The sequence below is a fragment of the Salipiger sp. ABN3_019 genome (assembly GCF_056158605.1).
Genome location: NZ_JBSWTP010000006.1, coordinates 1 through 21250, shown reverse-complemented (window position 1 = coordinate 21250; position 21250 = coordinate 1). Strand labels below are relative to the sequence as shown.

General features: G+C 62.1%; 20 protein-coding genes. 10 read left to right on the top strand and 10 right to left on the bottom strand.

From position 1 onward, the window contains the following. Positions 1 to 389 precede the first annotated feature (389 nt). The 3 genes from ACXAD2_RS06475 to repA form a co-directional block, all read right to left on the bottom strand. Positions 390 to 1571 carry a helix-turn-helix domain-containing protein gene (locus ACXAD2_RS06475; protein ID WP_475168371.1) on the bottom strand — a complete coding sequence of 394 codons (1182 nt, stop codon included), beginning with the start codon at positions 1569 to 1571 and terminating at the stop codon, positions 390 to 392. Positions 1572 to 1902: 331 nt separating this feature from the next. Continuing rightward, complete coding sequence (gene repB / locus ACXAD2_RS06470; protein WP_475168369.1) at positions 1903 to 2913, bottom strand: plasmid partitioning protein RepB; 1011 nt, start codon at positions 2911 to 2913, stop codon at positions 1903 to 1905. Continuing rightward, positions 2913 to 4094, bottom strand: a complete 1182-nt coding sequence (repA, locus tag ACXAD2_RS06465; RefSeq protein WP_475168366.1) for a plasmid partitioning protein RepA — start codon at positions 4092 to 4094, stop codon at positions 2913 to 2915. The genes repB and repA overlap by 1 nt, the downstream gene beginning before the upstream one ends. Before the next feature lie 1124 nt (positions 4095 to 5218). On the opposite strand from repA, the gene ACXAD2_RS06460 reads away from it, so the two are divergent. Then, positions 5219 to 5830 carry a hypothetical protein gene (locus tag ACXAD2_RS06460; RefSeq protein WP_475168365.1) on the top strand — a complete coding sequence of 204 codons (612 nt, stop codon included), beginning with the start codon at positions 5219 to 5221 and terminating at the stop codon, positions 5828 to 5830. An 85-nt stretch (positions 5831 to 5915) separates the two neighbouring features. Here the strand turns inward: ACXAD2_RS06460 and ACXAD2_RS06455 are convergent, their stop codons facing one another. The 3 genes from ACXAD2_RS06455 to ACXAD2_RS06445 are packed head-to-tail and all read right to left on the bottom strand — an operon-like array spanning position 5916 to position 6658. Beyond that, entirely contained in the window at positions 5916 to 6209 is a 294-nt protein-coding gene (locus ACXAD2_RS06455) for a type II toxin-antitoxin system RelE/ParE family toxin (protein WP_475168362.1), read from the bottom strand. After that, the gene (locus ACXAD2_RS06450) at positions 6196 to 6462 is read right to left on the bottom strand and encodes a type II toxin-antitoxin system ParD family antitoxin (protein WP_475168359.1); all 267 of its coding nucleotides are present in this window, start codon (positions 6460 to 6462) and stop codon (positions 6196 to 6198) included. The genes ACXAD2_RS06455 and ACXAD2_RS06450 overlap by 14 nt, the downstream gene beginning before the upstream one ends. Before the next feature lie 13 nt (positions 6463 to 6475). Next, entirely contained in the window at positions 6476 to 6658 is a 183-nt protein-coding gene (locus ACXAD2_RS06445) for a hypothetical protein (RefSeq protein ID WP_475168358.1), read from the bottom strand. 471 nt (positions 6659 to 7129) lie between these two features. Between ACXAD2_RS06445 and ACXAD2_RS06440 the strand changes: the two genes are divergently transcribed. The 4 genes from ACXAD2_RS06440 (at position 7130) to ACXAD2_RS06425 (ending at position 10391) form a co-directional block, all read left to right on the top strand. Beyond that, on the top strand, positions 7130 to 7525 hold the full coding sequence (locus ACXAD2_RS06440; protein ID WP_475168356.1) for a DUF3768 domain-containing protein: 396 nt from the start codon (positions 7130 to 7132) through the stop codon (positions 7523 to 7525). A gap of 353 nt (positions 7526 to 7878) precedes the next feature. Beyond that, complete coding sequence (locus ACXAD2_RS06435; protein WP_475168355.1) at positions 7879 to 8913, top strand: DUF7146 domain-containing protein; 1035 nt, start codon at positions 7879 to 7881, stop codon at positions 8911 to 8913. A gap of 660 nt (positions 8914 to 9573) precedes the next feature. Beyond that, a complete protein-coding gene (locus ACXAD2_RS06430) occupies positions 9574 to 9810 on the top strand; it encodes a hypothetical protein (RefSeq protein ID WP_475168353.1) in 237 nt (78 codons plus the stop codon). Between the two features lie 137 nt (positions 9811 to 9947). Continuing rightward, positions 9948 to 10391, top strand: a complete 444-nt coding sequence (locus ACXAD2_RS06425; protein ID WP_475168351.1) for a hypothetical protein — start codon at positions 9948 to 9950, stop codon at positions 10389 to 10391. A 246-nt stretch (positions 10392 to 10637) separates the two neighbouring features. On the opposite strand, the gene ACXAD2_RS06420 is transcribed toward ACXAD2_RS06425, so the two are convergent. The 3 genes from ACXAD2_RS06420 to ACXAD2_RS06410 all read right to left on the bottom strand — a co-directional run bounded on the left by ACXAD2_RS06420 (position 10638) and on the right by ACXAD2_RS06410 (position 14408). After that, on the bottom strand, positions 10638 to 11825 hold the full coding sequence (locus ACXAD2_RS06420; protein ID WP_475168349.1) for an MFS transporter: 1188 nt from the start codon (positions 11823 to 11825) through the stop codon (positions 10638 to 10640). Then, on the bottom strand, positions 11818 to 12573 hold the full coding sequence (locus tag ACXAD2_RS06415; protein WP_475168347.1) for a DeoR/GlpR family DNA-binding transcription regulator: 756 nt from the start codon (positions 12571 to 12573) through the stop codon (positions 11818 to 11820). The genes ACXAD2_RS06420 and ACXAD2_RS06415 overlap by 8 nt, the downstream gene beginning before the upstream one ends. Before the next feature lie 947 nt (positions 12574 to 13520). Further along, positions 13521 to 14408 carry a LysR family transcriptional regulator gene (locus tag ACXAD2_RS06410; RefSeq protein WP_475168343.1) on the bottom strand — a complete coding sequence of 296 codons (888 nt, stop codon included), beginning with the start codon at positions 14406 to 14408 and terminating at the stop codon, positions 13521 to 13523. 91 nt (positions 14409 to 14499) lie between these two features. On the opposite strand from ACXAD2_RS06410, the gene ACXAD2_RS06405 reads away from it, so the two are divergent. The 3 genes from ACXAD2_RS06405 (at position 14500) to ACXAD2_RS06395 (ending at position 18186) form a co-directional block, all read left to right on the top strand. Beyond that, positions 14500 to 15594 (top strand): aldo/keto reductase, encoded by a 1095-nt coding sequence (locus tag ACXAD2_RS06405; protein ID WP_475168339.1) that lies wholly within the window; start codon positions 14500 to 14502, stop codon positions 15592 to 15594. 355 nt (positions 15595 to 15949) lie between these two features. Then, complete coding sequence (locus ACXAD2_RS06400) at positions 15950 to 17155, top strand: low temperature requirement protein A (protein ID WP_475168337.1); 1206 nt, start codon at positions 15950 to 15952, stop codon at positions 17153 to 17155. Further along, the gene (locus ACXAD2_RS06395) at positions 17152 to 18186 is read left to right on the top strand and encodes an ion transporter (RefSeq protein WP_475168336.1); all 1035 of its coding nucleotides are present in this window, start codon (positions 17152 to 17154) and stop codon (positions 18184 to 18186) included. Before ACXAD2_RS06400 ends, ACXAD2_RS06395 begins: the two co-directional genes overlap by 4 nt. Here the strand turns inward: ACXAD2_RS06395 and ACXAD2_RS06390 are convergent. After that, on the bottom strand, positions 18127 to 19032 hold the full coding sequence (locus ACXAD2_RS06390; RefSeq protein ID WP_475168333.1) for a LysR family transcriptional regulator: 906 nt from the start codon (positions 19030 to 19032) through the stop codon (positions 18127 to 18129). The two genes, ACXAD2_RS06395 and ACXAD2_RS06390, sit on opposite strands and share 60 nt — an antisense overlap. 117 nt (positions 19033 to 19149) lie before the next feature. Between ACXAD2_RS06390 and ACXAD2_RS06385 the strand changes: the two genes are divergently transcribed. After that, the gene (locus ACXAD2_RS06385) at positions 19150 to 20082 is read left to right on the top strand and encodes an alpha/beta hydrolase (RefSeq protein WP_475168331.1); all 933 of its coding nucleotides are present in this window, start codon (positions 19150 to 19152) and stop codon (positions 20080 to 20082) included. Between the two features lie 80 nt (positions 20083 to 20162). After that, complete coding sequence (locus tag ACXAD2_RS06380) at positions 20163 to 21125, top strand: alpha/beta hydrolase (protein WP_475168330.1); 963 nt, start codon at positions 20163 to 20165, stop codon at positions 21123 to 21125. Positions 21126 to 21250 lie beyond the last annotated feature (125 nt).

Sequence of the window (21250 nt, the reverse complement as noted above, 5' to 3'; positions counted from 1 at the left end):
TATTGCCCAGTGGGCAATAGCTACGATATCCCCGAACTCAGATGGGCGCACCTAAGCCAGTCTCCTACCGTTAAGACCAATGGCCGGCGTGGCTCTAAAGGCGTGTAGAACTTTTCCTGAAGTGGCAGATGGCACTCTCAGCCACGCAAAACAGTCCACAACCAAGTGTCTGTGAAACGTGGATACAGCATGCTGAAAGTCAGTCTTCTGACATTGGCACACAGCGTTAGGGCGACATAATCGCTCGATCAGCGCAACTCGTCCGGTCCTACTGAAGCCGAAGGGTTGCTTTGCGTCCGAACGGCTTTCGGGACACTCAGCGAGACGGACACTTAGGGTTGCGTCAGTTCTCTCCATGGCTTCCCCGACAGGCACGGGTCAGAGTTAAATCAAGAATAGTCCGTAGGCATACTCTGCGCGACAGCCACTTCAAAGTAGCGCTGGGGATTGCTGATTGTCTCTACCCGAGTGACCATCTGGTCGAAAATATCGACGAGTTTGTGCAGACCTAGGCGTTGGAGAATTACCGTGTATGGCGCGTTCCTTATGCCAAGGCTTACCCCTAATCGATAGAGAGCTTCGACCAAGCCTAGGTCACTTGGTTCCACCTCGGGAAGGAAGCTTGCGGCATGAGGATTTCTTCTCAGCAAGTCGGCGTAGGTTACGGCAGGCGAGTTCTTCGCCTTTCGTAGCTGTGTAAGTTTTTTTCTCAAAGTATGTGACTCTACTTGGCGGGTAAATCGTCCGTCGCTGGCGGGCAAATCACCGGTTTCTGTGTCATCCTTTCGAGGCAGGACTCCTGAACATTCTGTGTTGTTGAGGTGTTCGACAACCGGTTTAGTGTTGCCCGCGTGCGGGCCGCATGTCTTCGAGGTGGGATGATCCGGCCGTGAGGGGCAGGGTGCCTTAAGCAGGTTGATCAGTCGATCTCGGGCTGCTGCGATCTGAGGAACAGTTGTGCTCTTCCGACGAAGAAAGTTGGTGAGGCCATTGAGGAAGCTCTGTGTGGAAGCGTCGAAAGGCGTCTTCAAATCCAGAACGCGACGGCGCAAGGAAAAGGCTTCGCTGCGCAAGTTCCGTCGCAACTGCTCTTCCTCTCTAATTTTGGTGGCTATGCCCTGCAAGTGCTCAGCAGCTTGGAACAAAGGTCGAAGATCGATTCCGAAGGCGTCGACTACGACGCCGGCACTCTTGAGGGGGAAACGCTTGCCGGTCGCGCTATCTTTCCGGCGGACGAGTCCGCGGTCTACCAGTTTGCGAATGTGTCGCCTTAGGTTGCTTTCATCCATGCCTTCAGTCCGTTCGCAAATGGAGGCGTTCGATGCATAGCAGATGAGTAGCATTTCATGCGTAGCGGGCACTTCTGTGCCGTTGCCGTCCTTCAAGGGAAGGAAGGTTAGCATTGCTCGCAGAGCTGTTAGGTCGCCTGGATTGAGCGCAAGCGCTTCTGCGGAGGCCTTTACTAGGTCGAAGAGGGACCAGCGCCGGATCGGGCGGAAAACCGGTCCCATGCTTTGGACGCAGTTCTCCCGCGCCCCGGCATTGAATGCCGCGGATTTTATGGATTTCATGCCATTTCAGACGGCAAAAGCTACCCGTTCACCGAAATCGGTGTTGTCAGTGAATCTGATTTCGGGTATCTGTTAGTTGCTACACAGAACAGAAGCCCTCTGAAGACACTGTCTTTGGGGGGTTTTCTTTTGCTGGGGTCTGCTCCTTTTTCTGCTCGTTTACCTCAACCCGGTGCCTGGCCGGGCGCTCTTCTTCTCCGAAAGCTGCTATTGCCCGGTGGGCAATCGCCAATGCAATGCAAGATTTGCCTTTCGGACAACTGCCGCCAAGTCCTTTCCAAGTCGGAAAGGAAGCCCTGAATGCAGTCCAAATCCGTTTACAATCAATGAGTTAGGCGTTATCATTTTGCCACTCCTGATATATTCTTTCGAGGTTTTCTTCGAGATGCTGTAGGAAAGCCTCTGGCGCGTTGCGATGCGCCTTGACGGTAAGTGAGCGCGGAGTTCGATCGAGCTTGAAATCTCCGTTGCCGATCTTCACATCTGGGGCAAGCGCCGCGTGTTCGGTACGTCGTGCTTGCCGTAGCAAAACTAGTAGCTTTTTCAGTCGCTCGTGGCTTGGCAACTCCTCGTCAATCATCTTGAGGAGACGGGCTTGACCCGGAGCGTCATCGCCCGAGAGCGCGTTGCGTAACTCTTCCCACGGCCGTCGACCTGCGCCATGTGCCGCCCCGATCGCGGCAATGACCTCGCGTGGGACATCGCGGATGACACCGCGCATTTTCGACGCCTGCGTTTTATCGATGTCGAGCGCCTTCTGTATCGTGGAGAGGCTGTAACCCGCTTCCGTGACTTGGGCCACGAAGAGAGCCTTCTCGATATAGCTGTTTTCGAGGCGCGCCGCGTTCTCAAGTCCTTGTGCGATCAGCGCGTCTTCATCACTGATGTCCACAACCATTGCGCGAACATCAATACCGAGCTGGCGGCAAGCCATGATACGCCGCCGCCCATAGACCACTTCGAATCGGTCCCCCGCCACCCGACGCAACAGGACAGGCACCTGCTGCCCGTTTTCGCGGATCGAGTCCTTAAGTCCTTCGAGTTCTTCAGAAACATCGAGCCGGTCCTGGAAACGTGAGCTGTCCACCCGATCCGGATCAACATCCTGCATTGTACGCAGCATCTGTTCTTGGAATGACTTCCTGAAGATCTCTACGTTGGGATTGCTCCGCTTGCCTGGCGTGCTCGCTGCTGCGGGCTTCTGATGCTGCTGAGAAGCCGAGGCGGCTGGCGGGGCAGGGGGCTCCGAAATAGTTTCGTCTGCGTGCGGTTCCTGCTGCTCTTGTTTGGAGCCGGACATGGCCTCACGAAGTGTGCTCGAAAAGACGTTTTTGCGTACCATCAGGTTCGTCCCCATGCTTTGCGCAAGTCTGCTTCGACCTCGTCAGCCATGCCAGAGATTGAGGCCATGACCCGGTCGTAAGTCGATTTGGTGATGTCTCGCGGCTCGACCTCAAATAGTGGCTGTTTGGTGTTCGCGGCATCGCCGATCGCAGTGGATTTGAGGAATTCGTTGTTCATGACCGCATCGCCAAGGACGGTGCGCATGAAAGAGGCCACCTGCAGCTGAGGCTGGTCACCGGTCTCATATCTGGTGATCATGAACCTGATGAAATCGTAGGTCTTATCTTGATCCTGCTCCTCGACGACGGCCATGAGCTCGGCCGCCATCGTCATAAAGGTCGATAGCGACATCACGTCCAGCATCGACGCGGTGAGCGGAATGATCATCCCACTCGACGCGAAGAGGGCAGAGATCACCGCGAATGAAAGCTGCGGCGGGGTGTCGAAGAGGACAATGTCATAGTCATCGGGCACCTGGCTGAGCCCCTCCGCCATCCTGCTGTGGAACGGAGAACTGGTGCCGCCATCGCGGAAGGAGAGAGCAGTCTCATACTCGAACTCGATGATGTCCATAGACGCCGGGATGATGTCTATGCCCGGGAAGTAAGTCTTCCGGATCACATCGCGCACTGGCAAAGGGTTCTTGTAGCTGATGACGTTATAGGAACTCGGCATGTCCGGCATGGCCTCGGGGGTGAGGCCGAACAGGTTCGTCAGAGAGGCCTGAGCGTCGAGGTCGACCGCAAGCACCCGATACCCCCGGAGAGCAAGGATTTCCGCGAGGTGGACCGTCGAACTTGTCTTGCTGACCCCGCCCTTCAAGTTGAAGACCGTGATTGCCTTCATCTCCTCGCCCGGTTGGCGGCGACGATATTCCTTGATGCCGATCCGGCCTTCTTTCCATAGGAACTCGCGGATCTCCTGCATTTCCTCGGCGGTGAAATACCGGCGATTGCCGTTGACCAGCTTGCCGGTGGGCATTTGGTCGGCATAGGTCTTGATGTAGTGCCGGAATGTGTTGGGATTGACGCCGATGAGGTCGCCCACTTCCTTCATTGAGTAGGAACGGAGCGTCTTCTGCGCATCCGGTGGGAAGATTTCGGCCGTGTGGTCTTGCAAGCTCTTGATGAGCTTGGAAGCGTAGTTCTCCAGCCTCTGCGAGCCTCGAATACCGCTCATGCTGCCCTCGACGTTCTTATATCATTGAGACCTGCTTATCACCTTCTCACTGAATTTCCACCATTTTCTGTTGGGGGCGGAGGTGCAGCGATAAGTCGACTTGGCAGTAATATGATGATTGTATATTGTTAATCAGTGGGTTAACTATCTTTTCCTGCCCTGCAGGCGACGCCGACAGCTGTTATCCACAGCCATGCAAGTGACGTAAACTCGCATCACTAGAGCGCCCCGACAGTCCTTTTTCAATTCTGTGTGAATGGCCGCAAACGGGAAGGGTGCCGGCCTGTTGGTGCTTCCGTGCGCTCGCCCTTCGCGCGCTCCTCCGCCACACGAACATTTGGCTAGCCCGCCCGCGTGGCGCAGGATGGCCTACGGTGAGACCATCCTACTGTTGGACTAAGCCATCTTGGGCAGGCGGATCGTCAACTCTCGGTCGTCTGGGCACATCTCACAATGGTAACGGATCATCGCGTCGGCAGTGCGGAAGCATTTGGGCTGTCCAGCGACCGTGTACACGGGCAGTTCAGTCTTGCCGTCACCGGTAACTCCGATCACATACCACAGAGTCCTCTTTGTCTTGGCCTCCATTCGAGGGTCATACTCTAGTCGACCCCCCATCTCGAGGAACTTGCGGACAGCATTTCCAAGTAAGATTTGTGCAACGCGCCTTTTAGGGAGGCCTGAGAATTGAGCCATAATCTGCTCCTTTATTTCCGGTTCTTCTGATCGCGCGCATGGAGGAAAACCATGGCAGGATAGGCTCATCGCCTCGGCTACCGCGAAGGGCACGCGGATGGCTGGTGGTGCGTCGCAAAACGGGATCGCGAGGCATTCAGTTTGCAACGTGGTTCCCGGGCTGCTTTCGTTTTCCGGTTTCGGCGCGAACGGGTAATCTCTAGGAAAAATCATCTTTGAGTTGAACCTCGAGCTGAGGGAATTGGCGAAAAGACGCCAATCAGCGTCACATGTAAAATTCTGATTTTCTTAGATGTTTGCGGCTTTACCGCGATTGTTTACCAGCGGTGCGTCCTTCGCCCTGGGGAGAGCGGACTCTGTCGCGCACCAGTCGCTTGAGCCGCAGGCGGCTAGGCACCAGATGTGACGCTGTAGGCGCGCAGGGCATCGTGATCCTGGCTTTGTTTGGCGGAATGCCTTCGTTTCGGGGCCACGGGGTGGTCAAGGCTCAGTCTATCGGCGAGACGTTCGAGCGAAGCCCGGACCGAACGCAAGTGTCGCCGGAGAGTGCCGCTTGGAAGGTGCAGTGGCGGCGGATGAGGCATTCCGCGCCGAATTGGTTTGAAGAGTTGATCGGCGTGACCGAGCGCCGTGACTACAGAAGGAGCGAAGTCGTGCCGCGTCCCGTCCATTTGGCCCTGCCCTTGGTGCTCTTGTCACCACTTGCTGTGCAGGCCGAGACCTGCATCGAGCCGGTGAAGCCTGAAGCGAGCTACCTCCAAGACGCCGGATACTCCGGCAATGAAATATATGCCGAATTTGAGATGTATTTCCGTGAGGTCGAAGAGTTTCTCAACTGCTGGAACCAAGTCACGGCTGACGTGCACGAAGACGCCCGCGCGGCTGCCTACGATCTGCACGATGCTTTGCGAAGGTATCCAAGTAGCCGGGATTCCAAGGATGCAGTCGCAGGGCTGGGCGGTTTCATCGCCTCTGACGCGCCGATGATCGACACAGGGCAACTGATCCTGCCAGTTGAGGGGCAGGGGGCGGACGAATGAACTTCGGCACACATCGCCGACGTCGGGGTTAACGGGCCCAGTACGCGTCGAGCGTTACGACGATCAAGCACCGGCGGTACCTTGGTCAAGCCAAATGGCGGGCGGGATCCATGCGGCCATGGAGGATGCGCAGGACGAATATGCCGTCCGACGTCGGTTGGTCGTATATAGCATGGGATACGTTCTCGTAGCGGCGCAGCCCGCGGCGTACATGGCTGTAGTCTGCACCGATACGCGGATTGTCCGCCGCAGTCGCGATTTTCGCGGCGAGGCTCTTTGCGTAGCGTTCAGCTTGAGCAGCGCCGAAGTGTTCGACCCCATAGAGATAGATATCAATAAGGTCCCGCTCTGCCGACCTTGATAGTTCAGGTGTCGCCACGCAGGAGGCCTTTTGGGCGGGCTTCTTGTCGTGCAGCTTCGAGGACTTCCGCGACGGAGCGGTCACTCACGCCGCTTTCTTCTGCACGATCGAGCAGCGCGCGGAACTCGTTAATCGCGGCTTCCCTGCGTTCCTGGTCGCGGCGAACGAGATCGCGGAAATACTCGCTGACGTTGCCATAGCGGCCGGTGCTGATCTGGGCATCTACCCACTCATTCATCTGGGCGGGCATCGAGATGGTCAGTCGAGACATGGCGAACTCTCTTTCATAATAGATCATAATAGTTCGCATCTATGTGGGCTTTTTCGCCCCCAATGTTCTGCTTGCTCGGCGGTGTTGGCAAACCGCTGAGTTGCGAGCGCTCGGCGCGACCAAGCCCGAGCGCGGCATGCCTTTTGGAGATCCCGGGGAAGGTCGCGGACCGGAGGACCACGGTTTTCAGGTCCATGGTTCTGGTGCTGCGCTTGCGAAGTATCGCCCGGAAGATTTCCAACGACTGATGGAAAGGGCGGCGCCCATCGGTCCCGAGGGGATCTGAGTTGAGAGCCGCGCGGGGCGCGCGTCTCGCATGATCTCGAAAGTCAGGGCAGGGGATCGACGGGCTGCGCCCGCTCACCCCAGCCATGGCATGTTTCAGTTCATGTCCGCCAACAGACCTGCCCCGGAAAGTCAAAAGACAAGCGCCGCGCGCTGCGCGTCGTCTCCGCCGGGGACCGTGTCCTCGGCCTTCGGCCTGCGGGCCGCACCATCCCCGTCTGCGATCCTTTGACTGTCCGGCTCAGGCCCGTGGGCCGGGCTTCGCCCACCCCACTCTGTTCCGCCGAAAACATGGTTTTCGCCAAATCAGAGTGGCGAGGCCGAGCCCATCGGCGGGACGCAGGCACCAAGCCCGAACCGCCTCAGAAGATAGGAGGCCGATATGGCTGAAGAGCACAGTGTACCCCTAGAGCAAGCTGGCAACGATCCCGAGGTGATCGCCCGGCAGGTTGCGGCGGCAAATGACGCATTCCGCGCCGCGATGATCCGGGGAGGCCATCCGGTCTATCAGGGGCGGGTTGTTTGCACCCGTGGTGTCGCCGAAGAAGGTCTGGACTTCGTGACCCGTGCCCAGATCGCGGTGGCAGCGTTTGCGGAGTTCACCGAGGACAATGACCCCTATGGGGATCACACCTTCGGCGCGGTCACTATCGCGGGCAAGGTGGTCTGGTGGAAGATTGATATCTTCGATGCGGACTACGCCTATGGCGCCGAAGATCCATTGGACGATGCGCAAACGCGCCGCGTGCTGACCCTGCTCTTTCCGAGCGAGTATTGATCATGGGTTCTGAAATGAAGGGGCGTCTCTTGGTCGAGGCCTGGGCGCTTCTCAGGAAGGGCGATCGCTTTGGCATCGGACGCCGCTTCCTGATCCAGCACGGGGCCGTCTGAGCCCTTCGCCTCAGCCCCGATAGGGCTGAGGCAGACCTACCTGAAACCTTCAACGCGAACAAGTCGTCGAACGCCGCCGCGATCTCGCATGGCCCCACACACGTGTCGACCACGGCGTCTGCTTGGCGCTGAGGCAGTAGGGGTCAGCGGATTTCCGCGGCGCCAGATTTTCGCGTTCCCTCAGAGGCTTGCATATCCAGATCGCTCGGGGAATACCTACACGCAAAGGTTGATTTTGCTATGAATACCGAAACTCAGGAGCTGCTGCGCGAGCTGGCACAGAATGCCGAAAGCGTGTGCCGGCACTATCTCTCCGCCGGGCGGCGCGAAGGCGGGTACTGGCTGGTTGGCGACCTGCAGAACACGCCCGGGCGCTCGCTCTACGTGCGCCTTACCGGCCCTGATGAAGGCAAGGGCGCACGCGGCCGCTGGACCGATGGTGCGACGGGCGAATACGGCGACCTGCTCGACATCATCAAGGCGCGGACCGGGATCGCCCGGTTCCCCGATTTGCTGGCGGAGGTCCGTGCACATCTCGGGCGCCCCATGCCGGCGGCGCATCCGAGCACGCCTCGAACGCGCAAGAGCCCATCTGGCAAACGGACATCCGCAAAGCGTCTCTATGAGGGGACGATACCACTTCCCGGGAGTCTCGCAGAAACCTACCTCCAGAGCCGTTGTATCACCCGCGCGGCCTCCGCATCGGCGCTGCGCTTTCATCCCCGCTGCTGGCATCGAGACCATGACGAGACCGCGTCCAAGCCGCGTCCCGCGCTGATCGCGGCGGTGACCGACAGGGCAGGGCGCCTTCGCGGCGTACATCGCACCTGGCTGGCAGAGGATGGGTCGGACAAGGCGCCGGTCGAGGTGCAACGCCGGGCCATGGGGGAACTTCTGGGCAACGCCGTGAAGATCGACGCCCCGGGCGAGTGCCTTGCGATCGGTGAAGGTCTTGAGACCATGCTCTCGCTCCGCGAAGCCCTCCCGGGTCTTCCGGTCTGGGCTGCGCTTTCTGCTGCGCACCTCGGCGCCGTCGACCTGCCCGAAGGGATCCGCCAGCTCTACATTGCGCGAGATCTCGACGATGCCGGGCAGGCCGCAGCGGACAAGCTGAGCGCTCGGGCCAGGGACGCAGGCATTTCGGTTTCGGTGCTCGTGCCTAGACGCGGTGATTTCAACGATGACCTGCGGGAGGATGGCGTAGCCGCGCTGCGGCAGCGGCTTCTTGGCCAGCTCGAGCGCGCCGATCTGGCGCGCATCGCGCTGAAGAGTTGAGAGGGCGACCCTGAGCGTTGCGCATCAAGTGGCCGCCATTGCGTCACTGCGTGAAACCGGCCGGTGCGCGGAGTTATCCACATTTGCGGTGGGCAACTAGGTGGATGGGAGCCTCGATGTTCTTTGCGTGCAAAGGCCCAAGCTGCAGTGCTCAATTTCCGGGCGTCTCCATTCGCGGCCTGCGCGATTGCCGCAGCGCCAGGAGATGCTTACCGGCGACTACTCGCCATGAGGTGGCCCCCATTTCCCGGACAGGTTTGCGGCGCTGCTAAGCTTGCCTGGTGATCATGCTGCCGCCTGTAGGTCAGGGCCCTGATGGGCCTCGACCGGTGTTCTGCCGCCGAGTGCCGAATGCGGGCGCTCGGTGTTGTACAACTCAATCACAGAACACCCACGGGACCGAGGAGCGCGAGGTGCTCTACCTTTGGCACCCCTGGACGGAGCGAGTTGTTCACGTACACGACGTGATCGCGAAGGCGGGCTGGGCTGCGTTTCGCTGTAGCCTGAGCGGTATCTCGTCGGATCGACGGCTGGAGGTTCCCGTCTGGATGTTCGATCGGGCGGCCTGCCAGTGCTGGCAAGTCGCGGTGACGCCGGTTGCCTCAGTGGCGGCTTTGCGAGCTATGGCGGCATTGCTGCACGATGCGGCCGGCGTTCGTGATGGCGCATCGCAAATGCCAGATTCGAGCGCAACATCGAGCTCCCAACAGGCGATTCCAGGAGATGCCGATGCCATGCCGACCAGCACCACAACAGCTCGAGTTGTTCACTCGCCCCAGCGACGCCGATCTGGTCCCGGCGCCGCACTGGCAGACGTTGCCGGAGGAGGCGCGGGTAACGCTGACCGAACTGATGACCAGCCTGATCCTCGACCACGCCGCCGGCGCTCAAGCTTAGCAAAGTGTCCGATTTTCAGGGACCACTTCACCACTCAGCCCTGACATTTGAACACCGTCTAAGGAATCTCTTGTTATGCTGCAGCGCAGCGAACACACTTTTTGCCATTCACTTACCCTGCATTCGAGGAGATCAGCATGGGAACCCAAGCGGCCTTCGGAAAGGCTCCATACAGCATGTCGGTGCCCTATGACGCGGCAGCTGTTACGTCCAGCTTCGCCGCTTTTTCGGAATTCCAAGGGAAGTTCGCGAGCATCGCTCTGGAAGCCGCATCTCTGTCGACGGATGTTTTCGCATCGTCGACCAAGAAAGCGTTGGGTAATCTAAGGACTTTGTCCGAAGTCCGGGAACGGTCTGAATATGGTCCCGCGCTTGGGGAGTTCTCGCAGGCACAGGCCCAGCTCGCTCAGGACGTGGCCGCTGCACTTGCCGAGGTCATGAAGGGCTGCGGGACGGCGATGAGCGAGTTGACGGCGGAGGCGACTGACGATGCCACCGCGGCCGTGTCGGAAGCGGCGAAGGCGCAGTATCCCGAAGCGGCAAGCTCAAAGCCAGTCGGTACGGCCTCTACACCGGTTTGACAGCGGCGGCGCGTGGAGACCGCCGTCGGTTCAGAAGCGCGACCTGGCACCCTTTTGCCCGACGTCTTGCCGTTTGCGTGCCATTGAGGTTGGCGAGACGCTCCAAATTGCGCCGAGCTCGCATTCTTGTCGGCCGGACTTGGCCTTGCAGCGACAGAGTTCCGGATTCAGCGTCCCTCATTGAGATTTCCGCGGACCCTATCGGGCAATGTTTGCGCGAGCCGAGCAGTACGGCCGCAAACCTCTTCAGGCCCGGCCACCTTCTCCAGGCAAAGCATCCGGGGAGTTCCGGGTCGTGCCGAGCGCTCCAGCGCAGATCGCGATCAGAAGCGCTGCGCCGCCGACCATGGCGAAGGGTACCCTCAGCGAGGTCGCATGCGCGATGAAACCGATCAGCGGCGGTCCGAAGAGCATGGCGCCATAGCCCAGCGTTGCGACCGAGGCGATGGCCTGCCCGGCGGGCACCACGGGGTCATTGGCAGCGCGGGAAAAGGCCATGGGGATCACCGCAGCATAACCCATGCCCATCAAGATGAATCCAGCGAGAGCGATCGGCAGCGCGTCGGTGCCGGCGCAGATCGCGTAGCCCGCCGCGGCAAGCAGCCCGCTGCCACGCGCGACCGTTATTGCGCCGAAGCGGGTGATGAGGGTGCCGATGGTCAACCGCATGATGACCATCGTGATGGAAAACGCCGCGTAGCCGAATGTCGCCTGCGCCTCCGGCGTGCCCAGCGTGTCGGTCAGGAAGACCGCGCTCCAATCTACCGCCGCGCCTTCGCCCAAGCCCGCCGCCAGAGCCATGACCGCCACCAGGAGCAGTGATCCGCGCGGCACCGCGAAGATCGGCGCGCGAGGCTCGCCCGCCTGTGCCAGACGCATCTGGGATTGCCATGGCAGGCGCAGGAACGGCCCGAAGAGCACCGCAGAGAGCACCGCGGCCAGCACAAAATGCACCCCGGTCGAGGCGCCCGCGAGGGTCGCCAAATAGCCACCGGCCGCGCCGAGCCCCGCGCCGAGACTCCACATGGCATGGAAGGACGACATGACCGAGCGCTTCATGTGGCGCTCGACCTCGCTGGCCCAGCTGTTCATCGCCACATCCATCGAGCCGTGGCACATTCCGAAGAAGAAGAGCGCAGCGGCAAGCACGACCAGCGACTGCGATATCCCCAGGACGATCACCGACCCGAGGTAGGCCAGCGCGATCCAGCGCGTCAGCCGGACCGCACCGAACCGATCGGAGAGCCGCCCGGCCAGCGGAAACGAGGTCAGAGCCCCGGCCCCCATGACCAGAAGGAGGCTGCCGAGCGTACGCTCGTCGAGGCCAAGCCGGTCGACGAAGGCGGGAATGCGCGAGGCCCAGCATCCGAGCAGAACGCCATTCAAGGCAAACGCGGCGGCTACCGCCCGCCAGGGAGTTCTGAGTTCAGGCATGACAGATTTCGACCCCTTGCTCTTTATATAGGGTGACGCTTTCCGGGCTGGCATCCGTGATCAGCATGTCGAGGTCCTGGCAGTTGAGAACGCGGTGACGGCTGCGCCGCCCCAGTTTTTCCGCGCCGGCCAAGGCAATGGACCGGTGGCTTGCCGCGGCCATGGCGCGCTTCACCTCGGCCTCACCCAGATCATCGGCGCCTAGGCCAAAGGCCGGATCGAGACTGCAGGCGCCGAGAAAAGCGATGTCCGCCGCGACGTCGGAAAGCGCCGCGACAGCGCCATGGCCGACGGAAATTGCACCGCTCGGCGACAAGCGTCCCCCGACAAGCTGCGTGTCAATGCCCGCCGCAAGGCAGGCCAGCGCCACCGCCGGAGCCGGGGTAACCACAAGGCTGTTCGGGAGGCTTGGCAGGAGTTGCGCCAGCGCGTGAACCGTTGCCCCGCCGTCGAGCAGCAGAACCATGCCATCTTCGATTAGCGGCAGAGCTCTTGATGCCAGAGCGTCGTGGCCTGGCTCGGCCAATGCCATGCGCTGCAGCGCGGTGCCGGAAGGGCGGCTCACGGGCATTGCCCCGCCGCGCACGCAGCGCGCGACACCTTCTGCCTCGAGCGTCTTCAGGTCACGACGCACGGTGTCGATCGAAACCGCAAATTCCTGAGAAAGCGCGGAAAGCTCGAGCGTCTGGCCGCGTGTCAGACGCGCGCGGAGTGCGTCTTGCCGCGCGTCGGGAAGGGTGAGGGCCATGTGCCAGCCTGCGGGTTGTTTCCACAATTTGCAATTATATGCTGAATTTTGCTGTGTTGTGCAATATTGCGCGGTGCTTGTGCTTTGCGATGTCGGCGAAAGGGGAGTCTTTCACGCTTTGCCGAGTGTGGTGATGGCAGATCGACACAGCGCAGAGGGTGCGGGTTTGGCCCGCGCGTATGGCTCGACTACCGGGTTTCCTGGGCCTCATTGAGCTTGGCGAGATGGAGGCACATGATGCTCAGCTCGTTCTCGAGTGACTTCATCTCAGGACGGGACCGGGACCCGTTGCGCTGCCTGAGTTCCCAGAGACAGTGCCGAATTTGCGCACGGAGCCTCTCCGCGCGATAGGCGGCAAGGCAGGTCACGTTTTCGGAGCCGGGCGTCATGCGTATAGAGCTAGAGAAAGTGTGGCCCGTCGGCAATTCTTTGTCACGCGGATCGGAGGCCTGGGCAACTCCCGACCGGGGGCACCCAGGATCGGGCCCTAGGAACGCCCCGGCGTTGCCGGCGCGCTCCCCGAGCATTGTCCTCAGATCTCCCTGCCGGCCGAGTGCGATGCGTCCGGTCTCTACGAGCCCGGCCGCGTCGCGCCGACATGGTTGATGCAGCGGGTAAGTCTCGTCCCTTCGGGTGACGGTCTTCCCGCGTGTGAGCGGCACCACTTAGCTCTGCCCTTGTCGTCAGAAGCATTGCCTCTGACTGCGGGGCCTAACTCGACGCGGACCTTCGCTGTGGCGGTCAGGAGCGTCGGTAGTGCGGGACATTTCTGTCATTCTTCGACCAGTCGGTGCAAATGAAGCGTGACAATGAAGTTGTTAGCAGCGGCGGCACTGCCGATGTGACCTTGCGGACCTTTACCCGGCCGATTGCGTGCTGTGATCCGGACAGCCAGCCTTGCTGTAGGCGGGTCTCCAATCGGCAGAGCCCGGACGGGCCCAGCCTCGCTACCCTTTCAGGAAATCAATCAGGGCGCGCAGTGCGCGCGGGCTTTGTCGGCGGCTGGGGTGGTAAAGATGAACGCCGTCAAAGGGCGGCGTCCAATCCTCCAGCACTGCTTCCAGACGGCCCGTGCGAAGGTCCGCGGCCACGTCTTCCTCCATGTGGAGACTGACGCAGCCACCTTGCCGAACCAGCGACAGCGCAAGATCCGAGGAATTGCAGATCAGCGGCCCCTCCACCCTTTGCCGCAGCTCGCGCCCGTCCTTCTCGAACTCCCAGGGAGCGATGCCCCCGCTGCTCAGCTTGTGGTAAGCAACGCAAGGATGCTCACTCAAGTCGCGTGGCTGCGCCGGGCGGCCATGGCGCGCCCAATAGTCTGGCGTTGCCACGACGAGATGCCGCAGCGGCGGGCCGACGCGCACAACGATCATGTCTTTTTCGATGTCATCGCCAAACCGCAGCCCCGCGTCGAAGCCATCCGCGACGATGTCCTGCAGCTTGTCGTCCACCGTGACCTGCACGGTGATGCCGGGATGCGCCGCCAGAAACGCAGGCAATCGCCGCGCCAGAAAGGTCTGCGCGATCCAGTGAAAGGTGGTGATCCGGACGATCCCCTCGGGCTCGTCACGAAAGGCGGAAAGCTCCACCAAGCCGGCGTCGATCTCTGCCAAGGCCGGGCCGAGGCGATCCAGAAGGGACGCTCCCGCCTCTGTCGGAGCAACGGAGCGTGTCGAGCGCGCCAGAAGACGGACGCCGAGGCGTTCTTCCAGACCCCGCATCGCATGGCTGAGGGCAGAGGGGGATACGCCCAGTTCTGCCGCCGCGGCGGTGAAGCTGCGCGTGCGGGCCACCGCGGCGAAGGCGGCCAGATCATTGAGTGGCATTCGTGCCATTGCTGAATTGTCCTCACAGGCTCATGGCACAGGTACCATCTAATCCGCGACGATGCAGCCTCTTACCTTTGGGGGGACAAAGGAGAACACCATGCACATGACCGAATACAGACCCTTTGGCCGTTCCGGCCTCATCGTCAGTCCGCTTGCACTTGGCACCATGACCTTCGGCGCAGGTCGGTGGGGGAGCGACGCGCAGACCGCCCGCGCGATCTTTGACACCTATGTCGAAGCTGGCGGCAACCTGATCGACACCGCCGATGTGTACAGCGGTGGAGAAAGCGAGAGGATGCTGGGCCGTTTCCTGAAGGAAAGCGGCATGCGCGACCGGCTGGTGATCTCGACCAAGGCGGGCTTTTCGCGGTCCGAAGGCACGCCGATGCACGCAGGTAATGGCGCCTATAACATCCGCCTTGGCATCGAGGGGTCGCTGAAGCGGCTGGGTGTGGACCGAATTGACCTGCTCTGGGTCCATGTCTGGGATCAGCTGACCCCTGCCGAGGAAGTGCTGCGCACGCTCGCCGATGCCGTCGCGCGGGGCGAGATCCTCTACTACGGCTTCTCGAACGCGCCGTCCTGGTATGTGGCCAAGATTGCAACCCTGGCCGCGGCGCACGGCCTGCCGGGGCCAATCGGCCTGCAATACGCCTGGTCTCTGGTGGAGCGTGGGGTCGAGCTGGACCTGATGCCCATGGCCCGCGAATTCGACCTTGGTATGATGCCGTGGAGCCCTCTGGGCGGCGGGTTGCTGACCGGGAAGTACGGTCGGGAAAAGCTCGGCGCCGCATCCCTTGGCGCCACGGTGCCCAATGCAGCCGACACCGCCGAGGATCAACCGCGGGAACGTCTGAACGGGGCCAACCCCTATGGTGGGATGCTGTTCACCGAGCGGAACTTTGACATCGTGGACGCCGTTCGCGACATCGCCGCCGAGCTCGAGGTGCCGATGGTGCAGGTTGCCCTGGCCTGGGTGCTGGGCCAACGCGGCGTGACCTCGCTTCTTCTGGGAGCGAGCCGACCGGAGCAACTTAAAGGCAACCTCGCCGCTCTGTCGCTGGAAATGACGGAGGATCATCGCGCGCGCCTCGACGCCGCAAGCGTGCTGCCGTCCCTCAATCCGTATTTCATCTTCAATCTACCCAGCGAAATGCTCCATGGCGGCATGAAGGTGGCTCGGCCTGCCTGATCAAGGGCGGACGGGATTTGTTGGGAGCGGGGCAGAGATGCTCCGTTCCACCAGCAGGCAATGACCTTCACAGGGCGGAAGCGCGGAGCCGAAGATGAAACTTCTCTTGTTCTCGGGCCCTCGCAGTCCCGTCCACGGATGGCAAATCTGGGCTTGCTGCCGACCTTCGCCGCATGCTGCCTGAACGGGAGCGAAGCGGACAAAGCTGCCATTGCCCATCCGCAGTCACGCCGATGCTGTCAGGATCAGGCCGTCAGCCCGGGCTTAGCACCTTCCTCAATCCAAAAAGAGTTTTGCGACCTGCCGTTCCTTCTCTACCCCTATAGGGCAGACATCGCTTCGCGAGGGAGAAGACATGCCGCTCAAGGACTTTCCGATCTGGACCCGCCCACGGCACCATCTGGATGTCGAGGGGGGCGCAAGCAACCACGTGCATTGGGTCGAGCTCTTCTACGACCTCGTGCATGTGGTGACGATTTTCCTGCTCGGGAACTACCTGTCGCATCACCTCGACTGGGCCGGGTTCTGGACCTACAGCTTCCTCTTCATCGCGATCTTCTTCGCCTGGGCCGACAACTCGGTCTACAACTCGCTCTACATCTCGACCGACATCCCGCACCGCGTGGCCATGGCGGTGCAGATCGTCACCATGATGTTCATCGCCGCGGCGATCCCCGAGATCACCCACGGAGGCTGGCCGTTCTTCGCGCTCGGCTACGCGCTGAACCGGGCGCTCACCGCATGGCTCTACTGGCGGGCGCGGCATCTCGGCGCCGAGAGCACCTCGCTGGCCTCCGAGATGGGGCGGAACTTCTTCATCCTTGCTGCGGTCTTCGCGGTCTCGGCCGTCCTCCCGCGGCCGCTTGCCTACTGGGTGTTCGGCGCGGGGATCGTGATGATCCAGCTGATGTACCTGCTGCCGGGCATCGGCACGCTGCGCTTCGAGCGCTTCCTGCCGCGGCTTGGCCACCTGTCGGAACGCTTCGGTCTGCTGATGCTGATCCTGCTTGGCGAGGGCTTCTTCAAGCTTTGCGTCACGCTCGCGGACAAGGGCATCGACGAGGCCTATCCCGGCACGTTTTTCAACATCGCCATGGGGGGGCTGTCGCTCTTTGCCTTGGCGTGGATCTACTTTGACAGCGCGGGCATGGCCAAGCTGAAGACACGCAAGGTGCCGCTGATGCTATGCTACTGGTTTGCCCATATCGCCATCCTCTGGGCGGCGGTGACCATCGGCGTGGCGCTTGCAGGCGAGGTCTACGTCGGCTTTCTCGAGCCCTATCCGCCGGGCTACGGGGCGCTTGGCACGATCGGGCTCGCGGTGTTTCTGGCGGCGCTCTGGGTGCTGCAACTGCTGGTCGAGGGCCGCGACGAGACCCGGCGCTACCATACCGGCGGCCTGCGGCTCTTCGGGGTGGCCATGGCGATCTTCATGTTCTTCATCCACTCCTACGTGCCCGCGATCATCGGCAACCTCGGCTGGGGCATCGCGCTCTTTTCGCAGATCGGCGTGCCGCTCTACCGCGCAGTCCGTGACCTGCGCGCTACCCCGGCATCGTGAGCGCCGGCAAGGAAAGCCTCCGGCGGCGGGCCTACCTGCTGCTTGAACACCCCGGGACCGGGCCGAAGCTGGCGCGGGTGCTCGACGTCGCGCTCATCCTGCTGATCATCGCCAACGTGATTGCCGTGGCGCTGGAGACCGTGCCGCGCATCTACGCCACGCATCATGCCAGCTTCCGGGCCTTCGACACGATCTCGGTCGCGATCTTCTCGGTCGAGTACATGCTGCGGGTCTGGGCCAGCGCCGAGCGTGAGCCCAAGTTGCCGCCGTGGCGCGCCCGGCTGCACTACATGCGCAGCCCGATGGCGCTGATCGATCTCGGCGCGGTGCTGCCGTTCTTCATCGGGCTCCTTTTCACTTCGAACCTGCAGATGCTGCGCATCCTGCGGCTCTTCCGCATCTACAAGCTGACGCGCTATTCCCCGGCGCTTTCGGTGCTGATCTCGGTGATCCGCGAGGAAGCGGGTGCTTTGGTGGCGGCCTTCTCGATCCTGACGATCCTGCTCGTCTTCGCAGCGACCGGCGCCTATCTCGTCGAGCACGAGGCGCAGCCTTCGGAGTTCGGCTCGATCCCCGCCGCCATGTGGTGGGCGCTGGTGACGCTGACCACGGTGGGCTACGGCGACGTGACGCCGATCACGCCTCTGGGCAAGGTCTTCGGCGGGTTCATCACCGTGCTCGGCGTCGGCATGGCGGCACTGCCCGCCGGTATCATCGCCAGCGGTCTTGCCGATCACCTGCACCGCCGCCGCGACCATCTGCGCAACGAGTTTCGGCTGGCGCTGGAGGACGGCAAGATCGATCTCGAGGAGGGCCGCCAGATCGAGCGGCTGCGACGCGAGCTCGGCATCAGCCGCGACATCGCCCATGCCATCCTTTCCGAGGTCCGTCTGCGGCAGGTGCCGCGCGGGGAGTGCTGCTGCCCCGCCTGCGGCCATGTCTTCGACAGTCGCAAGGTGGCCAGCGGCAAGTCAGGAGAGACGGCGAAGCCGAGCCTTCAACGCGTCGACGACAAGCCGGAACGCCGGTGAACTGTGCCGCCGGTTCGGGTAGTAGAGGTGATAGCCCGGCAGCGGCGGCGTCCAGTCCACCAGCACCTGGCTCAGCGCCCCCCGTGCCAGATCGTCTTCGACTTGGTCTCGCGGGAGATAGGCCAGACCTTGCCCCAGAAGAGCGCTTTTCCGGATCAGTTCGACGGTGTTGAAACTGAGCGCGCCCTCGACCCGGACCCGCTTTGCCGCGCCGTTCTTTGCCAGCCGCCAGGCGTTGATCGTCTCGGATGACGGCAGTCGCAGATTGATCGCCCGGTGCTCGACGAGGTCCTCGGGGGTTTTCGGCACGGGATGCTGCGCGAGGTAGGCGGGAGCGCCGATGATCGCCATCGGGATGTCCGGGCTGATACGCACCGAGATCATGTCCTTCGCCACCTGCTCGCCGAGCCGCACGCCAGCATCGAACCTGTCGGCCACGACATCGACGAGCCCGTAATCGACGATGACCTCGACGTTCACGTCGGGATAGTCGGGGAGCACCTCGGCCAGTGCTGGAATGAGGATGGTCTTAGCCGCATGTTCGACCGAGGTGATGCGGATATTGCCTGTCGGCGTGTCCTGGAATTCGCTCAGCTCGGCGAGATCGCTGTCGATCTCGCGCAGCAGCGGACCAAGGCGGCGGACCAGCCTGTCGCCTGCGGGCGTGGGGGCAACGCTGCGCGTCGTGCGTGCCAGCAGGCGCAGCCCGAGGCGATCCTCGAGCCGCCGCACGATCTGGCTCAGCGCGGACTGAGATATGCCCAGCCGGGTTGCGGCCTTGGTGAAGCTGCCCTCTTCGGCCACCGTCACAAAGGCCGTCAGATCGGCGATATCCTCGCGCCGCATTTATCATCCCACTTATAGGTCTATGAAGAACTTACCGTCTAATCACTGAGCGGCTCAAGCGTCATATTGGCTCCATCACCAACGGATCGGTTCGATCCCACCCATAAGGAGACGACCATGACCAAGATCACCTTCGCCAACACCAACAACCCGAACGTCGAGATGTCGGCCGTCATCAACCTGCCCGAGGGCTTCGAAGAGGGCGCCAAATACCCGACCATCGTCGTCTCGCACCCCGGCGGCGGCGTGAAGGAACAGACCGCCGGCACCTATGCCGCGGAACTGGCCAAGCAGGGCTTCGTGACCATCGCCTATGACGCCTCCTACCAGGGCGAGTCCGGCGGCAGCCTGCGCCAGCTCGAGAACCCCTACATCCGCACCGAGGATGTCAGTGCGGTCATCGACCATCTGACCACGCTCGACTACGTCGACACCGACCGGATCGGTGCCATGGGGATCTGCGCGGGTGCCGGCTACACCGCCAACGCGGCCATCAACGATCACCGGATCAAGGCCGTCGGCACGGTCAGCGCGGTCAACATCGGCGCGATGTTCCGCAATGGCTGGGACAACGACGTGGCCGATGCCGACGCGCTGCCCTTCCTCGAAGCTGGCGCCGCCGCCCGCACTGCGGATGCACAGGCGCTCGCCACCGGCGGCGATCTGGCGCAGATCCCGATGGCGCCGCTGAAGGAAGAAGATGCCCCCAACGAGGAGCTTCGCCAGGCCTGGGAGTATTACCACACCCAGCGCGCGCAATGCGCCACCGCCCCGGGCTACGGGCTGGCCCGCAGCCTGACCCAGCTGATCAGCTACGACGCCTACAACTTCGCCGAGGCCTTCCTGACCCAGCCCCTGCAGATCGTGGCGGGCAGTGTCGCGGGCAGCAAATGGATGAGCGACGACCTCTATGCCCGTGCCGCAAGCGGCGACAAGACGTTCCACGTCGTCGACGGCGCCAACCACATGGACCTCTACGACGGCGCGACATTCGTCGATGAGGCGGTCAGCGTGCTGGCACCCTTCTTCCAGGAAAAGCTCGGCGCCTGACCCGGCGCGGACGATGCGTGCCCCGCCCGGATCGCGGGCGGGGCAGCCTCTGCCAATTTAACACCCAAGGAGTTCAAACCATGGAAAGCGTGACATTTCAGAACCCCGACATGGCCTGGCACATCGCGGCGGACATTCTCCTGCCGCCCGCCTTCGACGCGGCCAAGCGCTACCCGACGATCGTCAGCATCCACCCTTTCGGAAGCTGCAAGGAGCAGACCTCGGGCAGCGTCTACGGCAAGGCGCTCGCCGAGCAGGGCTACGTCGTCATTGCCTTCGACGCGAGCTATCAGGGCGCGTCCGGTGGCAGCCCCCGCTGGACCGAGAGCCCGAGCCAGCGAGTTGAGGACGTCAGCCATGTGATCGACCACGCGGTGACGCTGCCTTTCGTCGATGCGGATCGGATCGGGGTCATCGGCGTCTGCGGTGGTGGCGGCTACGCGTTGAATGCCGCGTTGACCGAGAAACGGATCAAGGCGGTGGTCGGGATCACCCCGGTGAACCTCGGTCGCCTCTTCCGAGAGGGGTTCAGCGGCTTCGATCCGGTCGGCGCGCTGACCGCCATGGCCGCACAGCGCAGCGCCGAGGCGCGCGGCGCAGAGCTGCAAGTCAATGAACTGCTGCCTGCCAGCCTTGATGCGGCCCGCGAGGCGGGGATGACGGAGCGCGACGTTTTCGAGGCGACGGACTACTACAAGACCCCGCGCGGTCAGGCGACTGGGGGCGCGACACGCATGGTCTTCAGCCATGCCCAGAAGACCCTGTCATGGGATGCTTTTGCCTTCGCCGAGACGCTGTTGACCCAGCCGATGATGGTGGTCATCGGCCAGAAGGTCGGCGCCTTTGGGGCCTATCGGGACGGCATGGAAATCTACGGCCGCGCGATGGCATCAAAGGACCGGCAACTGGTCGAACTGCAGGATTGGTCCCACTACGACCTCTACGACCGGGAAGAGCCGGTCGGCTTGGCGCTGGAGAAGATCGTTCCATTCTTCAATACGCATCTCGGCGAAGAAGACACCGCCGCTGCCGAAGCTGACTGACGACAAGACGGCTCGGTCCTGCGCTGCGGGATCGAGCCGTTGCATGCTGAAAGCGTCAGCTAAGGTCTCTTGGTCCGCCGCTGATCTGGACCGGGGGCTGTATGGGTCCGCTTTGGGCTCGGTGC